Here is a 19,063-nt window from a genome sequence, read left to right as displayed (position 1 = left end):
CTCACTTCAAGTCTTTTTCTGCCGGAAAACGGAATTCAGGAAACCGCTGAGCACGCCGAGAAACAAAAGCGGTGGCAGCGACAAAAGCACGACCGAGGCATTCAGGATGCCCCACGGTACGTTCATGCCTTGCTGGGACAGTTCCGAGGCGACGATCGGCAAGGTCTTGGCGTTGGAGCTGGACAGCATCAGCGCGATCAGGAACTCGTTCCAGACCAGCACGAAGCTGAAGGCGACCGCACCGATCAGCGAACGCGCGGCGACCGGCAGTGCGATCCGCCAGAACACCGAATAGGCGCCGTAGCCATCGACGAAAGCGGCTTCCTCGACCTCCTTCGGCACGGCCTGGAAGGCGGGGATGGCCAGCCACATGATCACCGAGATGGTGAGCAGCGAATAGGTGACGATCAGCGCGGCCAGCGTGTCGTAGAGCCCGAGCTGCAGCCAGATCACCATAAGCGGGATGGCCACCGCCACCGGCGGCAGGAAGCGCAGCGACAGCACGAAGAACTGGATGTCGCCGGCCCAGCGGTTGGGATAACGCGCCACCGCATAAGCGGCAGGCAGGCCGAGCACCACGCCGATCAGCACCGCGACGCCGCAGGCGATCACCGAGTTGTAGAGGCCGGTCATGACGCTGTCGCGGCCGATGATGTAGCTGATGTTGGCCAGCGTCGGCGTGAACACCACGCGCGGAACGCGGGTGATGATGTCGACATTGTTCTTCAGCGAATTGAGCGCCGTCCACAGCAGCGGAAACACGGCCATGAAGCCGGCAAATGCCAGCACGGTCTTGCCGATCAGGCGGCCCAGTCTCATGCGATATGGTCTCATGCCTGCACCCGCTTCCACAGCATGGTGAAGGTGATGACGGTGGCGATCATCATCAGCACGGCCATCGCCGAGGCATAGGACACCTTGCCCGACTCGATGAAGCCTTGCGAGAACGCGTACATGTCGAGGGTTTCGGTCGCCACGCCCGGTCCGCCGCGGGTCATCACATAGATCAGGTCGAAGGAGCGCAACGACTCGATCATCTTGACGAACATCAGGCTGATGAGCGGCGCCTTGAGCATCGGCAAGGTGACATAGGCGTGGATCTGCCAGCGCTTGGCGTGATCGAGCCGCGCCGCCTCGATCGGCTGCGGCGGCAAGGTCTCCAGCAACTTCAACACGATGACGGCGAAGAACAGGCCCCATTGCCAGACATCGACGGAAGCGACGGCGAACAATGCCGTCGCCGGCTTGGACAGCGGGTCGAAGATCAGCCCGCCGGTCAGCAGCCGATAGGGGTAGGTGGCGATGCCGTAGAGCGGATGGTAGGCGAACTTCCAGACGAAGGCGGCCGAGACACGCGGCAGCAGAACCGGGATGATGAACAGCAGGCAGTAGATGTTGCGCAGGCGCGGCGATGCGACCTCGAACATCAGCACGCCCAGTCCGATCGCCACGGCCATCGTCGCGACAACGGTGACGACCTCCCACTTCACCGACACCCAGACGGCGTTGAGAAAGCGGCGGTCGAAGAACAGGTCGACGAAATTCGAGAACCAGACATAGGAATAGGCCGTCGAGGAGAGCTCACGGTTCTGCAGGGCGATGACGATCGCGTAGAGCGTCGGCACCATCGACAGGACCAGAAGAATGACGAGCGTCGGCACGACGAAGGTGACCGGCAAGGATGAGCGTCGCGGCATCGGTCTATCCCTGGCTGCGTCTCGAGCGATTGAACATGGCTGGGCCTTTTCGCGCGATGTCTGGCTCAAACGGCAGTGGTGAGAAGGGAGACCTGCGGCGCACAGGCCCCGACATTCGCTTTGAATGCCGCGGACCGCGCGCCGCAGGGGGAGGATGGCTTATTTCTTCACCAGCTCGTTGGCATAGGCTTCAAGCTCGGTGAGACCGCCCTTGATGTCGGTGCGGGTGCCGGTGACCAGTTCCTCGAGGATGATGCCCCAGCGGTCGCCAAGATCCGGCCAGCGCGGATCCTGCCAGAAATTGACCGCCGTGACCTTGCCTGTCTCGGCCAGCGCCTGACCGAGATCGGCGCCGTAGATGCCGGCGAATTCCTTGCTGGACAGGATGCTGGTGCGGTTCAGCTCACCGAACTGGTGGGCGTCGAGCCGCCGCTTCTCGTTTTCCTTCGACGTTGCCCAGGCGATGAACAGGCCGGCGCATTTCTTCGAAGCATCGTCGGCATTGGCCTTTGCCGCGATGGCAAGGCCATGGCCATAGCCACCGCCGGTGAGCGGCGCGGGCGGCGGCAGGAAGCCGATCTTGCCGACCACCTGCGAGGTCTTCGGATCGACCGCCATGCCCGACAGCGGCGTCGATTCGACGAGGATGGCGACCTGGCCCGACAGGAATGCGCCGGTCGATTCATCCCAGCTGCCGGTCTGCGTGCCGGGCGCCGAATCCTTGAACAGCTTCAGATAAGTTTCGGTCGCCTTGACGGCGGCGTCCGAGTTGAAGGCCGGCTTGTCGCCGTCGAACCACTGACCGCCATAGGCCTTGAAGAACGGCATCCAGCGCCAGACATTGGCACCCGAACCGCGTGCGCCGCGCAGCGCGATGCCATATATGCCCTTGTCCGGATTGGTCAGCTTCGGCACGTCGGCGATCAGTTCGTCCAGCGTCTTCGGCGGCTGGATGCCGGCTGCCTCCAGAATATCCTTGCGGTAGACCATCAGGTCGCCGCCGCCGGTGAGCGGCGCGAACCAGACCTTGCCATCATAGGTGGCGACCTTCTGGCGGCCCGGATCGAAATCGGCATAGTCGTAGTCCGCCGGATAGTAGTCGGTGAGCGGGACGATCCATTTCGACGAGGCAAACAGGGCGACGTTGGCTTCGTCGACATAGTAGACGTTGTAGTTGCCGACGGTGGATGCGTCGGCGCGGGATTTCGCCCGGCGGTCGTTCTCGTTCAGATAGTCGATCTGAAAGCTGGCGCCGCTCAACTTCTGGAACTCGTCCTTGGACTCCTCCAGAAGCGTCAGGCCGTCGCGTGGCTGCGCCAGCACCTTGACCGGCGCCGAACAGACCGGCGCCTGCGCCAAAGCGATGGTGGAAACGGTAGCGGAAAGCATAAAAGCTGCGCCAAGGCTGGCAGCAAGCCGAACTGGTTTCATGATCTTTTCTCCTCCAGGAACACGTCGCAGGAAGCGGAAGTCCTCGGGTTACGCGATCCTCACCATCGCCCGAGTGACATGCCACCCATCGCCAAGATGCGGAGTTGTGGAGGACCGCGCTAGAAGCCCCGTTGCAGCAGACCTGTACTTTTATGCATTGTGCAGCGCAAAAACTGGCGCTGGAATACAGCACCTTTCACATGAGTACCGATCGAGCTTGAAACGGTGATTTAGGACACGCTTATGCGCGCAATGTCAGCCGCTGTCGCGACAGCCGTCGATAGGACGACGGCGTCATCTTATGCTTGCGCATGAACGCCCGGTTGAAGTTCGAGATGTTCATGTAGCCGACCTGAAAACAGATGTCGGTGATCGGAATGTCGGTGTCCGCCAGCAGCTTGCAGGCCTGCCAGAGTCTGAGCTTGGCAAGGTGGTCGCTGAAGCTGTTGCCGGTGTTCTTCTGGAAGAACCGCGAAAACGTGCTCTCCGTCATTCCGGCCAGTTCCGCCACTTCCGGCAGCTTCAGATCTTCGGCGAAATGCTGGAACAGATAGGTCAGCGTGCGCTGGATGATGTCCAGCGAGGCGGCATCGAGAACCGGCGAGAAATCCGGTGACGACAACAATTCGTATTCATCGGTCCTGGCGAGAAGATCGACGAGGCGCAGGAAAAGACAGAACCTGCTCAGCCCGCTAACTTCGCCCATCCGCTCCATCAGCTCGGCGCCTTCCAGTGCGGTCTGGCCGTGAAAGACCATCCCGCGCAGCGAGCGTTCGAGGAACGGCTCCAGTTCGCGCAATTCCGGCAACAGGCCTGCCGACCCGCGCAGCCTCTGCGCATCGAACTGCAGGACGATGTCGCGGCCTTCGATCAGCTCTCCCGGTTGCACCGCGGTCACCCAATCATGCGGCAGCCCGCCACCGACGATGGTCAGGTAACCCGGTCCGAACTCACCGATGTGATCGCCGACCAGAACCACGCCGGAGGATTTTCGCAGCAGATGGATCTCGTATTCCGGATGGAAGTTCCAGACATTACGCTCCCAGGGGTAGTCGTCGAGCCGCCACAGGAAACTGTCGCTCGCTTCGGTGACGATATGCTCGAAGGACGGCGCCGTCCGCGGGATCGCGACCGGATTCTTCCTGCGCCTGAACTGCATCCTGCCTCCTGGAAATCCGAGATCTGTCGTCGCACCTCGTCTTTCATGCAATCCGTAGCAGCCCGTCGCCCGCATGTGAAATGCGCCTCGGCGGCAAGCAGTCGCGGTTCGAGTGTTCCCGGCTGGCTCAATCGCTGGCGGCGCCTCCTCTCTTGCCTTCATGTCGCGTTTCGTACAAAAGCTGACGCAAACGCCGCGAAACTGAAGGTTTTGCCGTTTGAAATGCGGCTTCCGGCTCTTGGCCGACGTGCCGTACCTGGAAAGAGCGGAACAATGTCTGCGATCGAAGCCGGCGCTCGCGCGCCGGAAAATCTTTGGCGTCAGGAAATCAGGGCGACGCTGGCGCTCGCCTGGCCGATGGTGCTGACCAATCTCGGCCAGACCGCGATGACGGCCACCGACGTCATGATGATGGGTCGTCTGGGGCCGGATACGCTGGCCAGCGGCGCGCTTGGCGCCAACCTCTATTTCATGCCGCTGATCTTCGGGCTCGGCCTGATGCTGGCGACCTCGCCGATGATCGCCACCGAGCTCGGCCGCCGCCGCTATTCGGTGCGCGACCTGCGCCGCACCGTGCGCCAGGGCCTGTGGCTGGCGATCCTGATCTCGATCCCGATCTGGCTCGTGCTTTGGCACGGCGAGGGCATTCTGCTGGCCATGGGCCAGGAACCGGCGCTCGCCCATCAGGCCGGCATCTATCTGCGCTGGCTCGAATGGGCGGTGTTGCCTTTCTACGGCTATATCGTGCTGCGCTCGTTCATCTCGGCGCTGGAGCGGCCGGGCTGGGCGCTGGTCATCGTCTTCGTCGCCGTCGCCTGCAACGCCTTCTTCAACTGGGTCTTCATGTTCGGCAATCTTGGTATCCCATCGATGGGCATTGCCGGTTCGGGCCTTGCCACCTCATTGTCCAGCACGCTGATGTTCGTCGGCATGGCTGTTGTGGTGATGCTGGAGAAGAAGTTCCGCCGTTACCGTCTGTTCGGCCGCTTCTGGCGCGCCGACTGGCCACGCTTCAAGGGCCTGTTGCGGCTCGGCATGCCGATTGCCGGCATTCTCGCCTTCGAGGTGACGATCTTCAATGCGGCAGCGCTGCTGATGGGCCTGATCGATGCGGATTCGCTGGCCGCGCACGCGATCGCCATCCAGATCGCCTCGATCAGCTTCATGGTGCCGCTCGGCCTCAACCAGGCGGTGACGGTGCGCGTCGGGCTTGCGCACGGCGCCGGCAATCCGGAAGGCGTTTCGCGCGCCGGCTGGACTGCCTTTGTCATCGGCGTCTCGTTCATGGCGCTGATGGGGCTGGTGATGATCCTGTGGCCGTATCCGCTGATCAGCGCCTTCATCGATCTGAGCAATCCGGCCAATGCCAGGGTGATCGCACTTGCCGTGTCGTTCCTGGCCTTTGCCGCGCTGTTCCAGGTCTTCGACGGCGCGCAGGCGGTTGCCGCGGGCATGCTGCGCGGGCTGCACGACACCAAGGTGCCGATGATCTACGCCGCGATCGGCTATTGGGGCATCGGCCTGCCGCTCGGCGTGCTGCTCGCCTTCCATTTCGGCCTGCATGGCGTCGGCATCTGGATCGGCCTGTCGTCGGGGCTGGCCGTGGTGGCGGCGCTGCTGCTGGCGCGCTGGCTGCGGCGGGATCGGATCGCGCCGCCGGTTGCATTTGGTCACTGAAGCAAAACAGCCGCCGACGCCCGGCGGCCGTTTTGTCCTGATGACGCCTACTGCTTCAGGATGGCGAGGAAATCGGGCACGTCTTTAAGCGCCGCTGCATGAGCGGCCGGATTTAGTCCTGCATGAGTAATCCCGTCGCCATTGGCCGTGAAGGCCAATCCCTTGATCTCGTGAAGCTTCTGCGCCTCATTTGTCGAAATCATGATAGGCGCCGGGATAGAGAAGGAGCTTCACGACAAATCACAGTTGCGTGGCGAGTGATCCGCGCCCTTCATTGTTCGGGTGCTGTGTCGTTGAGCGCCCAGGAGATTGATTTCGTACCAGTCGCGACCGACAAATGCCGCGGTGACCGCATCAGGCCGTTATTGTCATTCTTGCCGGCACGTAATTTTTGCTTGCCAATTCTATAAGCGGGCCTCATTCTGCAAGTCATTGCACTGCAATTCCATCAATTGTTCCTGCAGGGCACGGTGATCCATACGACGCAGACCAAACACCGTTGAGGGGAGGAAGCCGTGGCTGTTTCCAAGGGCCGTAAAGGTCCGACCGATCCGGGGAAGCCTTCCGATGTTGACCTGACCATGCACCCGCTCGTTACGCGGCTTAATCCCGATGGCGATAGCCCGCCCAGCACGCTGATGCTGGTTGGTTACCTTGGCCCATCCAAGAAGTCTGGCCGTATCCGGCTGTATCTCGACCTGACCTTCACCGGCTATGTCGAAATTTCCACCGAGGCGATCGTCGCCACCCATCCCGTCAACAAAGAGGACGAGAACAGCCCGACGCAAGTTTTCATCCTTGACGATGCGACGCTCGATCTCGTGCACAATGTTGTGCAGACCGTTGGAGCGAACTATCTGCGTGGGCGTATTGCCGAGGCACACATGGCCGCAGCGAAGCCGGCGGGAGCGCCGCTGGCGAACAATCAGCGCGTCGCGGGTACGCGCGCCAGCGCGAATAACGCCGAGTACCTTGCCGGTACTTTCGAGCTCGGCTGCTACACGCTGGCGGGCACATTGTGCCTGACCTGTACGCCGACGTTCATTTGCCCCCAATAGCAGCCTCTCTTGAACGCCCGTCTTCTGGACGTCGACGATGCTGTGCCGTACCTGCTGGGCTGTGGGCTGATCGATAGCGACGCGATCGTCGAAGGCGACCTGACGATCACCAGCACCATTCGCCGTAACCGTAACCTTCGGGTAGACGGGCCGCCCGGCCGCAGATATCTGGTCAAGCAGGCCGACGGGGCCAAAGCCGGCGACCAGCAGACGCTGCGCCATGAGGCCTCGTTCTACAGCTTCTGCCATCGCAGCCTCGCCCGCACGCCGATGGCAAAGCTGCTGCCGCGCCTCGTGCATACCGACGAGGAATTGGCGCTTCTGGTGCTGGAGCTATTCAGCGGAGCCATGCCGCTCTGGCAGCATTATCTTGCGCAGGCCGAGCTTCCGCGTCCCGTGGCTCGGGAGTTAGGCCGTGCGCTCGGTCTGTTGCACGCGACCTTCCGCGCGCCGGCAATGGCCGGCGCCGAACCCCTCAGCCAGTTGCCTCGCGAGCCGCCAGGTATGCTGCGGGTGCACCAGCCGAGTGTCGAGTGGCTGGCTGTGATCAGCGCAGCCGGCTTTCAGATGCTGCGCATCATCCAGTCTCGGCGACGCTTCTCCCAACAGCTCGACGGTCTGGCGCGGCTGTGGCAGGACGACACCGTGATCCATGGCGACGTCCGAGCCGATAATGTGCTGGTCCTGTCGCCTTCGGGCGACGAGCCGGTCATGCTCCGGTTGGTAGACTGGGAACTGGTGCAGCACGGCGATGCCGCCTGGGATCTCGCCGCGGCGCTGCAGGACCTCGTCGCGCTCTGGGTCAACACGCTGCAACTGCCCACGACGGCACCGGTGTTGGACCTCGAGCGGGCGAACGCGCAGGCACGCTATCCCTGGTCGATGGTGCAGGCCATGCTGCGTTCTCTGTGGCTGGGATATCGCGGCACGGCCGGCCTCGATGCCGACAGCGCCAATGCCCTGCTGCTGCGGGCGGTGCAATTCTCGTCGGTTCGCCTCATTCAGGCGGCGCTTGAATCGACGCAGCAGGCGCCCGCGTTAACCTCGCAGGCGGTGCTGCTGCTGCAGATCGCAGCCAACATCCTCGACGACCCCGCGTCCGCACAAGCGCGTTTCTATGGCATTCCGCTAGGTCTGGATACCTGAATGGCCGCGCTTCACCCCGACTGGCTCGCCGCGATCGATGCCGCCGAGATCCTCGGACCCACTCGCTATCGGGTCCTGGAGCAGGTGCGCAATGTTCCTGCCGGCGAGGGCGAAGCGCCCGGAAGCACCCAGCACCGCCGGCGTCCCCCACCGCCCCTGCTGCGCGCGTTCGAAGCGGAGCTTTATGCCCGGCTGTACGTTCGCCCCGGCCTGGTCGAGCCGGCGCGGATCACACCTGAAGCCGATCGCGACTTCGTGATCGCGCTGTCAGCCGCCAATTGCGGGCGCGGCGGCTGGGAACCGGGGTGGACCATCGCGGCGCCGACCGGCGTTGCAGGGCAGATCGGCGTGATGAAAGACGGCCTCATTTTCCGCGTGGCGTGGCACGATGTCCGCGCCAGCCCTGGCGGTCTGCATGCCGGCAAACCGTGCCGCGTTCGCATCGCCAAGGAGTTCCGCAACCTTATGCCGCATTTCTATGTCGCGGTCGGCGACGGCGATACCGGCGAGCCAGAGCCACGTCCGGCCATGCGAATCTATTGGCACCTCACAGCGGAGGCCGCAGCGCCTTTCATCAGCTCGGTGACGCAGCATCTTAACGCCCATGGCGTGCCGTTCCGCGCCAAGGTGCTTCGCGCGCCGCAGGCGTATCATCGCGCCGATGCCGGCGTGCTTTATCTGGAGCCGCGCTGGTATCGGCGCGCCGGCAACCTTCTCGCCATTGTCTATCGCGAGGTGGCGGACGGCCTGCGGGCCGAGACACCCTTGTTCGCGAGGCGGCTGGCGCGGGGTCTGGCACACGCCGAGGACCCGGGCAACGGGCAGAGCTTCGGGCAGCATCGCTGCCACCTCGTCGCGCTGGCCGGCTGGTCTTCGTTCGCCAGGCATGAGACCATGCGTGCGGCGCGCGCGGCCACGTTGGCGGCCATCGTCCGGGCGGCTGGTCTGGATCCGTCGCGCCCCCATCTCGGCCCGGGCTCGCGCGACTACCATGCGGTCAAGCAGGCACTGGATGGGTAACAGCGAAAAAGACACGCTGCCGGGCGATGACAGGTGCGCTCGTGAGCATCTTCCTTGAGGCCGCCGCGCGGATCGGCACCGCTGTGTGCCGCTCCGCTCATTGGGACCGTGAAGGCGAGCTCTGCAATTGGGTCGGCCGTCTTGCAATGGTCGCGACGTCGGACGGCGAGGTGGCGAACCCGCAAGCCGGCGCACTCGGGCCGGAGCTCTATGGCGGCACGAGCGGCGTCGCACTGTTCCTCGCGGAATTGTTCGGCCGCACCGGCGAGCCGGAATTCGGCCGCACCGCGCTCGGCGCCGTGCGCCGCGCGCTGCGCCAATGCGAGCGATCACCGAACCCGATCGATGGCGGATACGCCCTGTCCGTGTTCGACGGCGCGCTCGGCGTCGCCTATGCCGCCTGGCGGGTCGCGCTACGGGTCGAGGCTGACGGGCTGGCAGAACACGCCTGTGCGCTGCTGATCGCTGCGACCGAGGTGCGACGGGCCTCGCATCCGCTCGATGTGATCGGCGGCAATTCCGGGGCGATCGCTGCCTTGCTGACACTCCACCACGCCGGCGTCTGCCCGGACGGTCGTGACCTCGCGGTCGGACTTGCCGAGGAACTTTGCCGCGTGGCCATCCGCCGGAACGATGTCGCGATTTGGCAACAGCCGGGTGGTGCGCGCGTCGAATCGGTGCCTCTGACCGGCTTCGCGCACGGCGCCGCCGGCATCGGTCTCGCTTTGCTCGAAGCCCATGGTGCCACCGGGCGAACGGATTTCCTGGAAATCAGCCGGCGTGCATTCGCCTATGAGGACAGGCTGTTCGAGCCTGTTGTCGGAAACTGGCCTGACTTCCGTTGTGTCTCGGGCATGGGTCATGGGGACGAGCGGCCGCCTTATGCGGTCGCCTGGTGCCACGGCGCGCCCGGCATCGCACTGTCACGGCTGCGCGCCATGGCGCTCGACCCGGCGCGCCGCGACGATCTCGCCGCAACTGCGCGCGCCGGCCTGCGCACGACGCTCGACACTGCCCGCCTATGGAGCCGCGGTGACGTCACGCTGTGCCACGGACTTGCCGGCCTCAGCGAAATCCTGATGATCGCCGGCCTCACTCTCGACGACGAGACTTATGCCGGCGCCGCGCAGACCATCGCCCGCGGCCTGATCGAGACCTATTCGGAGCGCGGCAACTGGCCTACCGGAACCGGTGGCCCGACGCCTTCGCTAATGCTTGGCACCGCCGGTATCGGCTACCACTTCCTGCGCCTCGACGCGCCGGAGCTTATCCCCACGATCCTCGTACCTGGCAGCCAGATTTGGTAAATCCGTGGGGCATGGGCCGTGGCGGGCCGTCGTCGTCAGTCGCAATAGAACTTGTTTTTGGAGAGCGCCGAGTTTCGCACGAATGGCGTTGGAGGTCCGCATCAGTTCCTCGAAACCTATGATCGAGGTCAGCGCCGTCGACTTGATGAGCTGCACCAGGAAGCGACGGTGGGCGCGCGGGTGATCGAAAAGGCCTGCGGCAGGATGATCAGCCGGAGCTCCCGCAGATAGTGCAGGCCACTGGGTGATACACTCGCGGCGACGTAACCCGGCGGGCTCGACTGCGCTTCTGCTAGAGCGGGATGAATTTAGGTTGGGCATATCCGGCCTCAGTGAAGTAATTTCGGCATTCGGTTGAAGTGACGGTGCCGAGGATTTGGCCGATGGCGTCACAGACAGTTTCGACTGTTCGCTTGGCAGCCTTGCGCAGCCAGTGCTTGAGCTTGGCGAAGAGCTTCTCGATGGGGTTGAGGTCGGGCGAGTATTTCGGCAGCAAGAACAGCCTGGCGCCGGCTGATCGAATGGTGCGGCGCACGGCCTTGCCCTTGTGCGAGCCGAGATTGTCCATGATGACGATGTCGCCGGACTTGAGGGTTGGGACAAGAACCTCATCGACATAGAGCTGGAAGCGCTCGCCGTTGATCGGTCCGTCGATCAGCCATGGTGCTTCGACACGGTCGTGGCGCAGCACCGCCAGGAAGGTCATGGTCTTCCAATGGCCGTGCGGCACCTTGGCTTTGATCCTCTCGCCGCGCGGCGCCCATCCCCTGAGTGGAGCCATGTTGGTTTTGGTCCATGTCTCGTCGATGAACACCAGGCGGGAAGGATCGATACGATCCTGATATTTTGCCCACTGTGCCCGCCGGCGCGCCACATCTGGGCGATCCTGCTCGGCCGCGATCAGCGTCTTTTTTTGTGACTGAGCTTCTCGGCGTGGACGAACTCCCATACCGAGCGGTAATCAACCTTCAGGCCGCGCTCAGCCAGTTCGGCCACCAGTCCGCGCAACGTGAAATCAGCGGCCCGGCAGCGCAGCAACAGCCACTCCCGATGCTCTCCGGCAATGTTCTTCGGTCTGTGCCCACCCATCTTGCCGGGCGCAAGACTGCTCGTCTCGCGCAAGCGGCTTACCCATCTGATGACGGTGCTGATCCCAACCCCAAAGCGCACTGCTGTCTGCCGCCGCGACAGCCCCTCCTGCTCAACTGACGCTACAACCCGTTCGCGAAGATCCATCGAATAAGGCTTGCCCATCCATGCCGGCCTCCTTGTCCAGCCAGCATGTTGAATCAGATTTGCAAGCCTTAGGGAATCCCATCCGATTCAGCCTCAATTCATTCCGCTCTAGCTTGTTATCTGTTCGGCGACAGCTTCTTCGAGGCCGGCTGCCGCTTGGGCGGCGAGACCGCGAGCCGCTGCCTGTGAATCGTAAAATTCCTCGAGCGCATGGACCCTGCCCCACCGCAGCGTGAACACGTGAAGACCACGGTTGACGTAGGACGTGTCGCCGTTGAGCAGGGTTGCGGTGCCATCCCACTGGGCAAACACGGTGGTATGCCACGGCCAGCCCTTCACCCAGATGTGGTTGACCGTGAGATGGAGAGTGGGCAGAACACGGCCGAGGCGCTCAAACCACCGGCGCAGGGCTTCCTTGTCGCGGCGTTCCCCACCAAGCGCGTGGGCGCCACCAACCCGGTGATGGACATGCGGCGCGATGGCCTTCACCGCCGCATCCCAGCGATGATTGTTGACGTCATCGAAGCTCTGCCGGATCGATTTCTCGACAAAATAGCTATAAAGCATGTGACTTCTCCTCCAAACTCATTGGTGGCATGATCGAAGGCCACCCTGTGGCGCGCCATTCCGACGCGAGAGCCCCGGCCAGCATCACGCGGCCGCGGTCTGCGCGTCAGGTCAGGGCATTGTCGCGTCGGCCCGCAGGGATGTGTCAGCCTCGGTCGAGACCGTCACCTCCTTACCGGACCTTGAGAACGCGTAAAGCGAGCCCGGGTGGCCAGGTATGGAAAACGCCACGGAGTCGCTGTTGGCGAGGCCCATGACGACCCGCAGCGGATCACCCCCCGCCTTCGGCGCGAAGGTGGCGGTGACCTCCAGAAGGTCGCCGTCGACCGGGACGTAGTAGGCCACCATGTCTAGGTGTCCCTCGTGCAGGCTGCCGCCCTCGATCGGGCGTCCGATGGTGGCTTCCTCGGCAAGAGCCGGGGTTGCAAGAAACAGCGCTGCCAGCAGCGAGGCGTTCAGGGTTTTGCGGATCATCTCATTTGTCCTTTTTAGATTGCGTTCGCCCTCTATATATGTTATAGATTACGAATGCAATCTAAAAAAAGGAGATGACGATGCGCGTAAGTCGCACTCAAGCTGCGGAAAACCGCGAGACCGTGATCAACGTGGCAAGCCGCCTTTTTCGGGAGCGCGGCTTTGACGGTATCGGTCTCAAGGATCTGATGAAGGGGGCCGGGCTGACCCAAGGCGCCTTTTACAAGCAATTCGAGTCAAAGGACGACCTAGCGGCGCAGGCATCCAGGCGTGCGATGGAAAGCGCTACGCACCGATGGTCGGTCGCGACTGCGGCAAGCCCTGAGGATCCGCTCGGCGCGGTGACCGCGTTCTACCTCAGCATGGACCATAGCGGAGAAAAGAGGGACGGTTGCCCAATCGTGGCGCTCGGTTCGGATGCCGCCAGACAGGGCCCGGACGTAAAAGCGTCGTTCGAAGCCGGCATCAAGGAGCATCTCGAGATCCTCGGCCGTTTCATTGCCGAGGCCAATGCCGAGGAGGCCGGCGGCAAGGCCATGGCTATTCTCTCGACAATGGTCGGTGCGGTGCTCCTCTCGCGTGTCGTGAACGATCCTGACCTCGCGCAGGCCTTTCTGGATGCGGCGGCCGATCAGGTTCGCGAAACAGTGGCCATCTGAACGGTGCGGCGTAGCGGCGCCGGCACACCAAAATGATAGGAGAGCAGATGCGACGGATTGTCGTCACCGGCATGGGAGCGGTCACGCCTCTGGCCGCCAATGTCGAAGCGTCATGGTCACGCCTGCTTGCCGGTCGTTCGGGCATTCGCAGACTTCCGGACGATGTGGTGGGAGACCTGCCGGCGAAGATCGGCGGCGTGGTTCCCTCCTTGGACGAAGATCCGGAAGCAGGTTTTGATCCCGATGTCATCTTGTCCGCGAAGGATCAACGCAAGGTAGATCGGTTCATTCTCTTTGCGCTGGCGGCAGCAGAAGAGGCGCTTGCGCAGGCGCAATGGAAGCCTGCCCTGGAAACGGATCGCCTGCGCACGGCCACGATCATCGCTTCAGGGGTCGGCGGGTTCCCCGCCATCACCGAGGCGGTGCGCACGGTGGACCTGCGTGGCGCTCGCCGCCTGTCTCCCTTTACGGTGCCGTCCTTCCTGGTGAACCTCGCGGCGGGCCACATCTCGATCCGTCATGGTTTCAAAGGTCCACTCGGCGCACCGGTGACGGCGTGCGCGGCGGGCATCCAGGCGATCGGCGACGCCGCCCGCCTTATACGCGCAAACGAAGCCGACATCGCCGTGTGCGGCGGAACGGAAGCGTGCATGAACACCGTCAGTCTCGGTGGTTTCGCCGCGGCTCGCTCTCTTTCCACCGGCTTCAATGAGGCACCCGCTCAAGCCTCGCGCCCTTTCGACACATCGCGGGACGGCTTCGTCATGGGCGAAGGAGCCGGCGTGCTGGTCATCGAGGCGTTGAGCCACGCGTTGGCGCGCGGCGCAAGACCGCTCGCCGAACTCGTCGGCTACGGCACGACGGCGGATGCCCACCACGTCACCTCCGGGCCTGAGGACGGCGACGGCGCGCGCCGGGCCATGCAGATCGCGATTGCCCAGGCTGGGATTTCGCCACGCGAGGTTCGTCATCTCAATGCGCATGCGACCTCCACGCCGGTCGGCGACCTGGGTGAGATCGAAGCGATCAAGAGCGTGTTCGGACACGATTTCGCGATTGCTGTCAGTGCAACGAAATCGGCGACCGGACACCTGCTCGGAGCGGCCGGCGGGCTTGGTGCCATCTTCGCGATCCTGGCGCTCAGGGATCAGGTGGCGCCGCCGACACTCAATCTGAGTACTTCCGATCCGGCCGGCGACGGCATCGACTTCGTCGCAAACGCGCCCCGGCCCATGGAGATGGAGTACGCGATCTCCAATGGCTTCGGCTTTGGCGGCGTGAATGCCAGCGCGCTATTCAGACGCTGGAACCTTCCGGCGAGCGCCGGAGGCAGTCATGACTGATGCCCTTTGCGCCGACCTTTCATGCTTCTCCAACTCCGATCCAACACAAAGAAAGATTTGATTCCGATGAACAAGACCAATGCTGGCGTCGCCCTCGTGACAGGGGCATCATCCGGTATCGGGCGGGCTACCGCCGATGCCTTGCTAAGCGCCGGCTTTCGCGTATTCGGAACCAGCCGTCGCACGGCCTCCCAACCATCCGACGGCGTTACCATGCTGACCTGCGACGTGACCGACGACGCGGCCGTCGCGAAAATGGTCGATGACGTTCTGGCCAAGGCCGGACGCATCGACCTGCTTGTCAACAATGCCGGCATGGGTCTGTTTGGCGGCGCGGAGGAGTCCTCGATCGCGCAGGCCCAGGCGCTGTTTGACGTGAACGTCTTCGGCGTTTTCCGCGTGACCAACGCGGTGTTGCCCGCAATGCGACGCCAAGGGAAGGGCAGGATCGTTAATTTGAGTTCGGTACAGGGGTTCATCCCCGCTCCCTATTTCGCGCTCTACTCGGCGACCAAACATGCCATCGAGGGTTATTCCGAGTCGCTCGATCACGAATTGCGCCCGTTCGGCATTCGCGTTTCGCTGGTGGAGCCCGCCTATACCCGCACATCATTCGAGGACAATCTCGCCGCCCCCGATCAGTTGCTCGATATCTATGACTCCGCGCGCGCCGGCATGACTACATCAGTGCGGAAATCGATGGAAAAAGGCGATGCGCCCGAAGTGGTAGCCAACACCGTTTTGGCCGCAGCGATCGATCCCGCTCCGAAGAGACGCTATGCGGCGGGAAAAATGGCGCGCCAGGTCAGTTTCCTGCGCCGTTTCGTCCCCGCGTCCGCATTCGACAAGAGCCTGCGAGAGCAGCTCGGGCTGCCGGCCTGAAGTCGAGCGCTAACCGTAAGGACAGCTGCCTTGGCGCGTCAGCGCGCCGGCATCCGCTTCTCAAGCCGCCGCGCATATTGCGTCAGCGGGAAGCACATGACGAAGAAGATCAGCGCCACCAGCCCATAGACCTTGAACGGTTCGAAGGTGGCGTTGTTGATGGCGTTGGAGGTTCGCACCAGCTCCTCGAAGCCGATGATCGAGGTCAGCGCCGTCGATTTGATCAGCTGCACCAGGAAGCCGACGGTCGGCGCACGGGTGATCGAAAAGGCCTGCGGCAGGATGATCAGCCTGAGCTCCTGCAGATAGTGCAGGCCGAGGCTGGCGCCGGCGTCCCATTGGCCCAAGGGCAGCGCGGCGACGCCGGAGCGCCAGATTTCGGCAAGATAGGCGCTGGCGAAGAAGGTAAGGCCGAGCGCCGCCGCTGTCCACGGCTCGATGCGCAGGCCGAGCATCGGCAGGCCGAAGAACATCAGGAACAGCTGCATCAGCAGAGGCGTTCCCTGGAACAGGGCAATGTAGCCGGAGGCTATGCGCCGGCTCCACTTGTTCTTGGCGATCCTGAAGAACAACACGATCAGGCCGACGATGCCGCCGCCGATGAAGGCGGCCAGCGACAACAGCACCGTCCAGCGGGCGGCGAGCAGCAGGTTGCGCACGATGTCCCAGAAGGTGAATTCGATCATGACACGCCAGCCCCCAGGACGCGGCGTCCGCCTGACACCAACAGCCGGCGCAAGGCCATCGACAGGACGAGATAGACCAACGTCACAACAAAATAGGTCTCGAAGGAACGGAAGGTGCGCGCCTGCAGCATGTCGGCCTCGTAGGTCAATTCGCGCACCGCGATCTGCGACACCACGGCGGACTCCAGCATCATGATGACGATCTGGCTGGTGAGCGCCGGAAAGATCACCTTGAGCGCCTGCGGCAGCACGATCTTGATGAACACCTGGCGTGGCCGCAGCCCAAGCGCGAGCGCTGCTTCCGTCTGTCCGCCGGGCACGGCGTCAAGCCCGGCGCCGACGATCTCGATCGTGTAGGCCGCCATGTTGAGCGTCATCGCCAGCATGGCGGCCAGCATCGGGTCGAGCCGGATGCCAAGGCTGGGCAGCCCGAAGAAGATGAAGAACAGCTGCACCAGGAACGGCGTGTTGCGGATGATTTCGACATACCAGGCGATGGCCTGCTTGAGCAGCACCGGGCCGTTTCGGCGTCCCGCGGCACCCAGGATGCTGAGGAACGTTCCCACGAGCGTGGTCACGGCGATTAACAGGATCGTCGTGAGTGCACCGCGCGCGATGTCGCCGACAGCACCTGGAAGCCAGGCAAAGGCCACGGAAACTTAATCCTTGAGGTTTTCGGGATTGAGCGGCGTCTTCAGCCAGGCTTTCGAGCTTTCGTCCAGCTTGCCGTCGGCCAGCATCTTGGCGACGGCATCGTTGATCGCCTTCTTCAGGCTGTCCTCATTCTTGTTGAGGCCGATATGCGAAGGCGAGGTCAAAAGCTGGAATTTCTGCTCCGGCTTCAACGCGTCCTGCTTGGCCAGCACCTGCGCGCCGACATCGTTGCCGACGACCATCAGCTGTGTCTGGCCGGAGATGAAGGCCTGGATCACCGAATTGTAGTTGTCGAAGCGCTTGATGTCGGCCGACGCCGGCGCTGCCTCGGTGAGCGAGGTGTCTTCCAGCGTGCCGCGGTTGACGGCGATCGACTTGTCGGCAAGGTCTTCCTTGGCCTTGACCGCAAGTGCCGCCGGACCGATCACGGCGATGTAGTAGGGCGCGTAGGCGGCAGCGAAGTCGATAACCTGCTCACGTTCCTTCGAGTAGCCGACGCTCATCAGGATGTCGACGCGATGGTCGTTGAGGTACGGGATGCGGTTCTGGCCGGTGACGGCGACGGGATTGAGCTTCACCTTGAGCGTGTCGGCAATGTATTGCGCGACATCCATGTCATAGCCCTTGAGGCTCATGTCGGCGCTGGCCGAGGAGAAGGGCGGGAAATCGGCGAAGACGCCGACATTGATGGTGCCGGCCTTGGTGATGTCCGCCAGCGCATCGGCGCCGGCGGCCTGAATTGAGAAGCCGAAACCGGCCGTGCCAAGCATCAGCACAGCGGCCATGGAGGTAAATGTCTTGCGGATTGTCATTTTTATTCCCCTCTGGAAGCTTTGTTTGTTTGGGTCGGCCGCCGGCTCCAGCGCGGCGGCCGCCTTTGCTTTTCTGAACGTCAGGCTCCCTTGCCTGTTATCGCCGGGCTGAACACCATCAGGCTCAAGATCTCGAACAGCACCTGTGCGGCGGCATGTGCCGTGTTGGTGGTCGCGTCATATTGCGGCGCCACCTCGACGACGTCGCCGCCGACGATGTTGAGACCTTTCAGGCCGCGCAGCAGTTCGAGCACTTCGCGCGTCGTCAGCCCGCCGACTTCGGGCGTGCCGGTGCCGGGCGCGAAGGCCGGATCGACGCTGTCGATGTCGAAGGAGACGTAGGTCGGGCCGTCGCCGACAATCTTGCGCGCCTTCTCGATGATGGCCGGAATGCCGAGGCCGGTCACCTCCTCGGCATGGATCACGGTCATGCCGGACTCGTAGGTGAATTCCCACAGATATTCGGCCGAGCCGCGGATGCCGATCTGGATCGTGCGCGTCGGATCGAGCACGCCGTCAAGCACGGCGTTGCGGAACGGCCCGCCATGGTGGAATTTGGTCATGTCGAACAGGCCACTGGTGTCGCAATGGGCGTCGATGTGGATCAGGCCGACCGGAGCCTTCTTGCCGACGGCCTTCAGGATCGGGTGGCTGATCGAATGGTCGCCGCCGATCGAAAGCGGGATGACGCCGGCATCGACGATCTGGTTGGTGCGGCGCTCGATATCCTCATGGCTGATCTCCAGCCGGTAGCGGCTGCGGAACGGCGTGTCGCCGATGTCGGCGACCCGGAGCTCATGCGTCGGCGCGCATTCCAGCACGTGATTGTAGGGACCGATGCGCTCGATGGCGCGCAGCGCCCTTGGCCCGAAACGGGAGCCTGGCCGGTTGGTGACGCCGAGGTCCATCGGCACGCCGATCATCGCCACCTGCAAATCGCCGAAATCCGGATTGTCGGCCGATATTTCGCGGTAGGGCGCGGCGAGGAAGGTCGGGATGCCGGAATAGGGCGCCAGCCGCGTGCCGCTCTTGGAAAAGATCTTGTCGGCGACCTTGCGGAATTTCGGGTCGAACATCTCGCCGCCATGGCTTTCACCATATTTGCGACGCAACGCGTCGAGCTTGCCGCGATCGTAACCCATCTGCACTCCTCCTGCCGGGCTGATGCAGTGCGACCGTTGGTGATGCCTGGCGAACCGACCGTCATCCGGCCGGGTCGCTGTCCCGCTGGCTGCCTGCAGATTTCACGTCTTGA

20 protein-coding genes and 1 pseudogene are annotated in these 19,063 nt (G+C 63.3%); 8 read left to right on the top strand and 13 right to left on the bottom strand.

Annotated features, from left to right (window positions below; genetic code table 11):
• Positions 1 to 6: 6 nt before the first annotated feature.
• The 4 genes from ACFOJ9_RS34875 to ACFOJ9_RS34860 all read right to left on the bottom strand — a co-directional run bounded on the left by ACFOJ9_RS34875 (position 7) and on the right by ACFOJ9_RS34860 (position 4,287).
• Complete coding sequence (locus ACFOJ9_RS34875; RefSeq protein WP_378986116.1) at positions 7 to 819, bottom strand: carbohydrate ABC transporter permease; 813 nt, start codon at positions 817 to 819, stop codon at positions 7 to 9.
• Between the two features lie 11 nt (positions 820 to 830).
• Positions 831 to 1,697 (bottom strand): carbohydrate ABC transporter permease, encoded by an 867-nt coding sequence (locus ACFOJ9_RS34870; RefSeq protein WP_378986114.1) that lies wholly within the window; start codon positions 1,695 to 1,697, stop codon positions 831 to 833.
• Positions 1,698 to 1,856: 159 nt separating this feature from the next.
• Positions 1,857 to 3,128 carry an ABC transporter substrate-binding protein gene (locus tag ACFOJ9_RS34865; RefSeq protein ID WP_378986112.1) on the bottom strand — a complete coding sequence of 424 codons (1,272 nt, stop codon included), beginning with the start codon at positions 3,126 to 3,128 and terminating at the stop codon, positions 1,857 to 1,859.
• A gap of 241 nt (positions 3,129 to 3,369) precedes the next feature.
• Positions 3,370 to 4,287 carry an AraC family transcriptional regulator gene (locus ACFOJ9_RS34860; protein WP_378986110.1) on the bottom strand — a complete coding sequence of 306 codons (918 nt, stop codon included), beginning with the start codon at positions 4,285 to 4,287 and terminating at the stop codon, positions 3,370 to 3,372.
• A gap of 273 nt (positions 4,288 to 4,560) precedes the next feature.
• On the opposite strand from ACFOJ9_RS34860, the gene ACFOJ9_RS34855 reads away from it, so the two are divergent.
• A complete protein-coding gene (locus ACFOJ9_RS34855) occupies positions 4,561 to 5,964 on the top strand; it encodes an MATE family efflux transporter (protein ID WP_378986108.1) in 1,404 nt (467 codons plus the stop codon).
• Between the two features lie 47 nt (positions 5,965 to 6,011).
• On the opposite strand, the gene ACFOJ9_RS34850 is transcribed toward ACFOJ9_RS34855, so the two are convergent.
• The gene (locus ACFOJ9_RS34850) at positions 6,012 to 6,167 is read right to left on the bottom strand and encodes a hypothetical protein (RefSeq protein ID WP_378986106.1); all 156 of its coding nucleotides are present in this window, start codon (positions 6,165 to 6,167) and stop codon (positions 6,012 to 6,014) included.
• A gap of 312 nt (positions 6,168 to 6,479) precedes the next feature.
• Between ACFOJ9_RS34850 and ACFOJ9_RS34845 the strand changes: the two genes are divergently transcribed.
• Genes ACFOJ9_RS34845 through ACFOJ9_RS34830 form a run of 4 tightly spaced genes read left to right on the top strand, consistent with a single transcriptional unit; the run spans position 6,480 to position 10,495 of the window.
• Positions 6,480 to 7,022 (top strand): hypothetical protein, encoded by a 543-nt coding sequence (locus ACFOJ9_RS34845; RefSeq protein ID WP_378986104.1) that lies wholly within the window; start codon positions 6,480 to 6,482, stop codon positions 7,020 to 7,022.
• Between the two features lie 9 nt (positions 7,023 to 7,031).
• The gene (locus tag ACFOJ9_RS34840; protein ID WP_378986102.1) at positions 7,032 to 8,168 is read left to right on the top strand and encodes a phosphotransferase; all 1,137 of its coding nucleotides are present in this window, start codon (positions 7,032 to 7,034) and stop codon (positions 8,166 to 8,168) included.
• The gene (locus ACFOJ9_RS34835) at positions 8,169 to 9,188 is read left to right on the top strand and encodes a T3SS effector HopA1 family protein (RefSeq protein ID WP_378986100.1); all 1,020 of its coding nucleotides are present in this window, start codon (positions 8,169 to 8,171) and stop codon (positions 9,186 to 9,188) included.
• Positions 9,189 to 9,229: 41 nt separating this feature from the next.
• Complete coding sequence (locus ACFOJ9_RS34830; RefSeq protein WP_378986098.1) at positions 9,230 to 10,495, top strand: lanthionine synthetase LanC family protein; 1,266 nt, start codon at positions 9,230 to 9,232, stop codon at positions 10,493 to 10,495.
• An 81-nt stretch (positions 10,496 to 10,576) separates the two neighbouring features.
• Here the strand turns inward: ACFOJ9_RS34830 and ACFOJ9_RS34825 are convergent.
• The 4 genes and pseudogenes from ACFOJ9_RS34825 to ACFOJ9_RS34810 form a co-directional block, all read right to left on the bottom strand.
• Positions 10,577 to 10,734 (bottom strand): annotated as a pseudogene (locus tag ACFOJ9_RS34825) (amino acid ABC transporter permease); the annotation flags it as partial.
• Positions 10,735 to 10,787: 53 nt separating this feature from the next.
• Positions 10,788 to 11,749, bottom strand: a protein-coding gene (locus tag ACFOJ9_RS34820) for an IS630 family transposase (protein WP_378986096.1) whose coding sequence is annotated in 2 segments (ribosomal slippage) — positions 10,788 to 11,408 and positions 11,411 to 11,749 — 960 coding nt in all. Because the reading frame shifts where the segments join, the coding sequence is not laid out codon by codon here.
• 90 nt (positions 11,750 to 11,839) lie between these two features.
• Positions 11,840 to 12,298, bottom strand: a complete 459-nt coding sequence (locus tag ACFOJ9_RS34815; protein WP_378986094.1) for a nuclear transport factor 2 family protein — start codon at positions 12,296 to 12,298, stop codon at positions 11,840 to 11,842.
• 111 nt (positions 12,299 to 12,409) lie between these two features.
• Positions 12,410 to 12,772: a hypothetical protein gene (locus ACFOJ9_RS34810; protein ID WP_378986092.1), complete on the bottom strand. Its 363-nt coding sequence runs from the start codon at positions 12,770 to 12,772 to the stop codon at positions 12,410 to 12,412.
• Between the two features lie 80 nt (positions 12,773 to 12,852).
• Between ACFOJ9_RS34810 and ACFOJ9_RS34805 the strand changes: the two genes are divergently transcribed.
• The 3 genes from ACFOJ9_RS34805 to ACFOJ9_RS34795 all read left to right on the top strand — a co-directional run bounded on the left by ACFOJ9_RS34805 (position 12,853) and on the right by ACFOJ9_RS34795 (position 15,656).
• Entirely contained in the window at positions 12,853 to 13,431 is a 579-nt protein-coding gene (locus ACFOJ9_RS34805) for a TetR/AcrR family transcriptional regulator (protein ID WP_378986090.1), read from the top strand.
• Between the two features lie 47 nt (positions 13,432 to 13,478).
• Positions 13,479 to 14,774: a beta-ketoacyl-ACP synthase II gene (gene fabF / locus ACFOJ9_RS34800; RefSeq protein WP_378986088.1), complete on the top strand. Its 1,296-nt coding sequence runs from the start codon at positions 13,479 to 13,481 to the stop codon at positions 14,772 to 14,774.
• Positions 14,775 to 14,840: 66 nt separating this feature from the next.
• On the top strand, positions 14,841 to 15,656 hold the full coding sequence (locus tag ACFOJ9_RS34795; protein WP_378986086.1) for an oxidoreductase: 816 nt from the start codon (positions 14,841 to 14,843) through the stop codon (positions 15,654 to 15,656).
• Positions 15,657 to 15,694: 38 nt separating this feature from the next.
• On the opposite strand, the gene ACFOJ9_RS34790 is transcribed toward ACFOJ9_RS34795, so the two are convergent.
• The 4 genes from ACFOJ9_RS34790 to speB form a co-directional block, all read right to left on the bottom strand.
• On the bottom strand, positions 15,695 to 16,342 hold the full coding sequence (locus ACFOJ9_RS34790; RefSeq protein ID WP_378986084.1) for an amino acid ABC transporter permease: 648 nt from the start codon (positions 16,340 to 16,342) through the stop codon (positions 15,695 to 15,697).
• Positions 16,339 to 16,995 (bottom strand): amino acid ABC transporter permease, encoded by a 657-nt coding sequence (locus tag ACFOJ9_RS34785; protein WP_378986082.1) that lies wholly within the window; start codon positions 16,993 to 16,995, stop codon positions 16,339 to 16,341. The genes ACFOJ9_RS34790 and ACFOJ9_RS34785 overlap by 4 nt, the downstream gene beginning before the upstream one ends.
• Before the next feature lie 6 nt (positions 16,996 to 17,001).
• Positions 17,002 to 17,808: a transporter substrate-binding domain-containing protein gene (locus ACFOJ9_RS34780; protein ID WP_378986080.1), complete on the bottom strand. Its 807-nt coding sequence runs from the start codon at positions 17,806 to 17,808 to the stop codon at positions 17,002 to 17,004.
• Positions 17,809 to 17,888: 80 nt separating this feature from the next.
• On the bottom strand, positions 17,889 to 18,950 hold the full coding sequence (speB, locus tag ACFOJ9_RS34775) for an agmatinase (RefSeq protein WP_378986078.1): 1,062 nt from the start codon (positions 18,948 to 18,950) through the stop codon (positions 17,889 to 17,891).
• Positions 18,951 to 19,063: the final 113 nt, after the last annotated feature.

The organism is Mesorhizobium cantuariense (genome assembly GCF_042647205.1).
In the GTDB taxonomy this organism is placed as follows: domain Bacteria; phylum Pseudomonadota; class Alphaproteobacteria; order Rhizobiales; family Rhizobiaceae; genus Mesorhizobium; species Mesorhizobium cantuariense.
This window is presented reverse-complemented; position numbering and strand designations above follow the sequence as displayed.

Bases quoted from the DNA above. Each gene is read 5' to 3' on its own strand.
- ACFOJ9_RS34810 (WP_378986092.1), bottom strand. From the start codon at position 12,772: ATGATCCGCAAAACCCTGAACGCCTCGCTGCTGGCAGCGCTGTTTCTT.
- ACFOJ9_RS34850 (WP_378986106.1), bottom strand. From the start codon at position 6,167: ATGATTTCGACAAATGAGGCGCAGAAGCTTCACGAGATCAAGGGATTG.
- ACFOJ9_RS34835 (WP_378986100.1), top strand. From the start codon at position 8,169: ATGGCCGCGCTTCACCCCGACTGGCTCGCCGCGATCGATGCCGCCGAG.
- ACFOJ9_RS34795 (WP_378986086.1), top strand. From the start codon at position 14,841: ATGAACAAGACCAATGCTGGCGTCGCCCTCGTGACAGGGGCATCATCC.
- speB (WP_378986078.1), bottom strand. From the start codon at position 18,950: ATGGGTTACGATCGCGGCAAGCTCGACGCGTTGCGTCGCAAATATGGT.
- ACFOJ9_RS34805 (WP_378986090.1), top strand. From the start codon at position 12,853: ATGCGCGTAAGTCGCACTCAAGCTGCGGAAAACCGCGAGACCGTGATC.
- ACFOJ9_RS34855 (WP_378986108.1), top strand. From the start codon at position 4,561: ATGTCTGCGATCGAAGCCGGCGCTCGCGCGCCGGAAAATCTTTGGCGT.
- ACFOJ9_RS34860 (WP_378986110.1), bottom strand. From the start codon at position 4,287: ATGCAGTTCAGGCGCAGGAAGAATCCGGTCGCGATCCCGCGGACGGCG.
- fabF (WP_378986088.1), top strand. From the start codon at position 13,479: ATGCGACGGATTGTCGTCACCGGCATGGGAGCGGTCACGCCTCTGGCC.
- ACFOJ9_RS34815 (WP_378986094.1), bottom strand. From the start codon at position 12,298: ATGCTTTATAGCTATTTTGTCGAGAAATCGATCCGGCAGAGCTTCGAT.
- ACFOJ9_RS34780 (WP_378986080.1), bottom strand. From the start codon at position 17,808: ATGACAATCCGCAAGACATTTACCTCCATGGCCGCTGTGCTGATGCTT.
- ACFOJ9_RS34790 (WP_378986084.1), bottom strand. From the start codon at position 16,342: ATGATCGAATTCACCTTCTGGGACATCGTGCGCAACCTGCTGCTCGCC.
- ACFOJ9_RS34870 (WP_378986114.1), bottom strand. From the start codon at position 1,697: ATGCCGCGACGCTCATCCTTGCCGGTCACCTTCGTCGTGCCGACGCTC.
- ACFOJ9_RS34865 (WP_378986112.1), bottom strand. From the start codon at position 3,128: ATGAAACCAGTTCGGCTTGCTGCCAGCCTTGGCGCAGCTTTTATGCTT.
- ACFOJ9_RS34875 (WP_378986116.1), bottom strand. From the start codon at position 819: ATGAGACTGGGCCGCCTGATCGGCAAGACCGTGCTGGCATTTGCCGGC.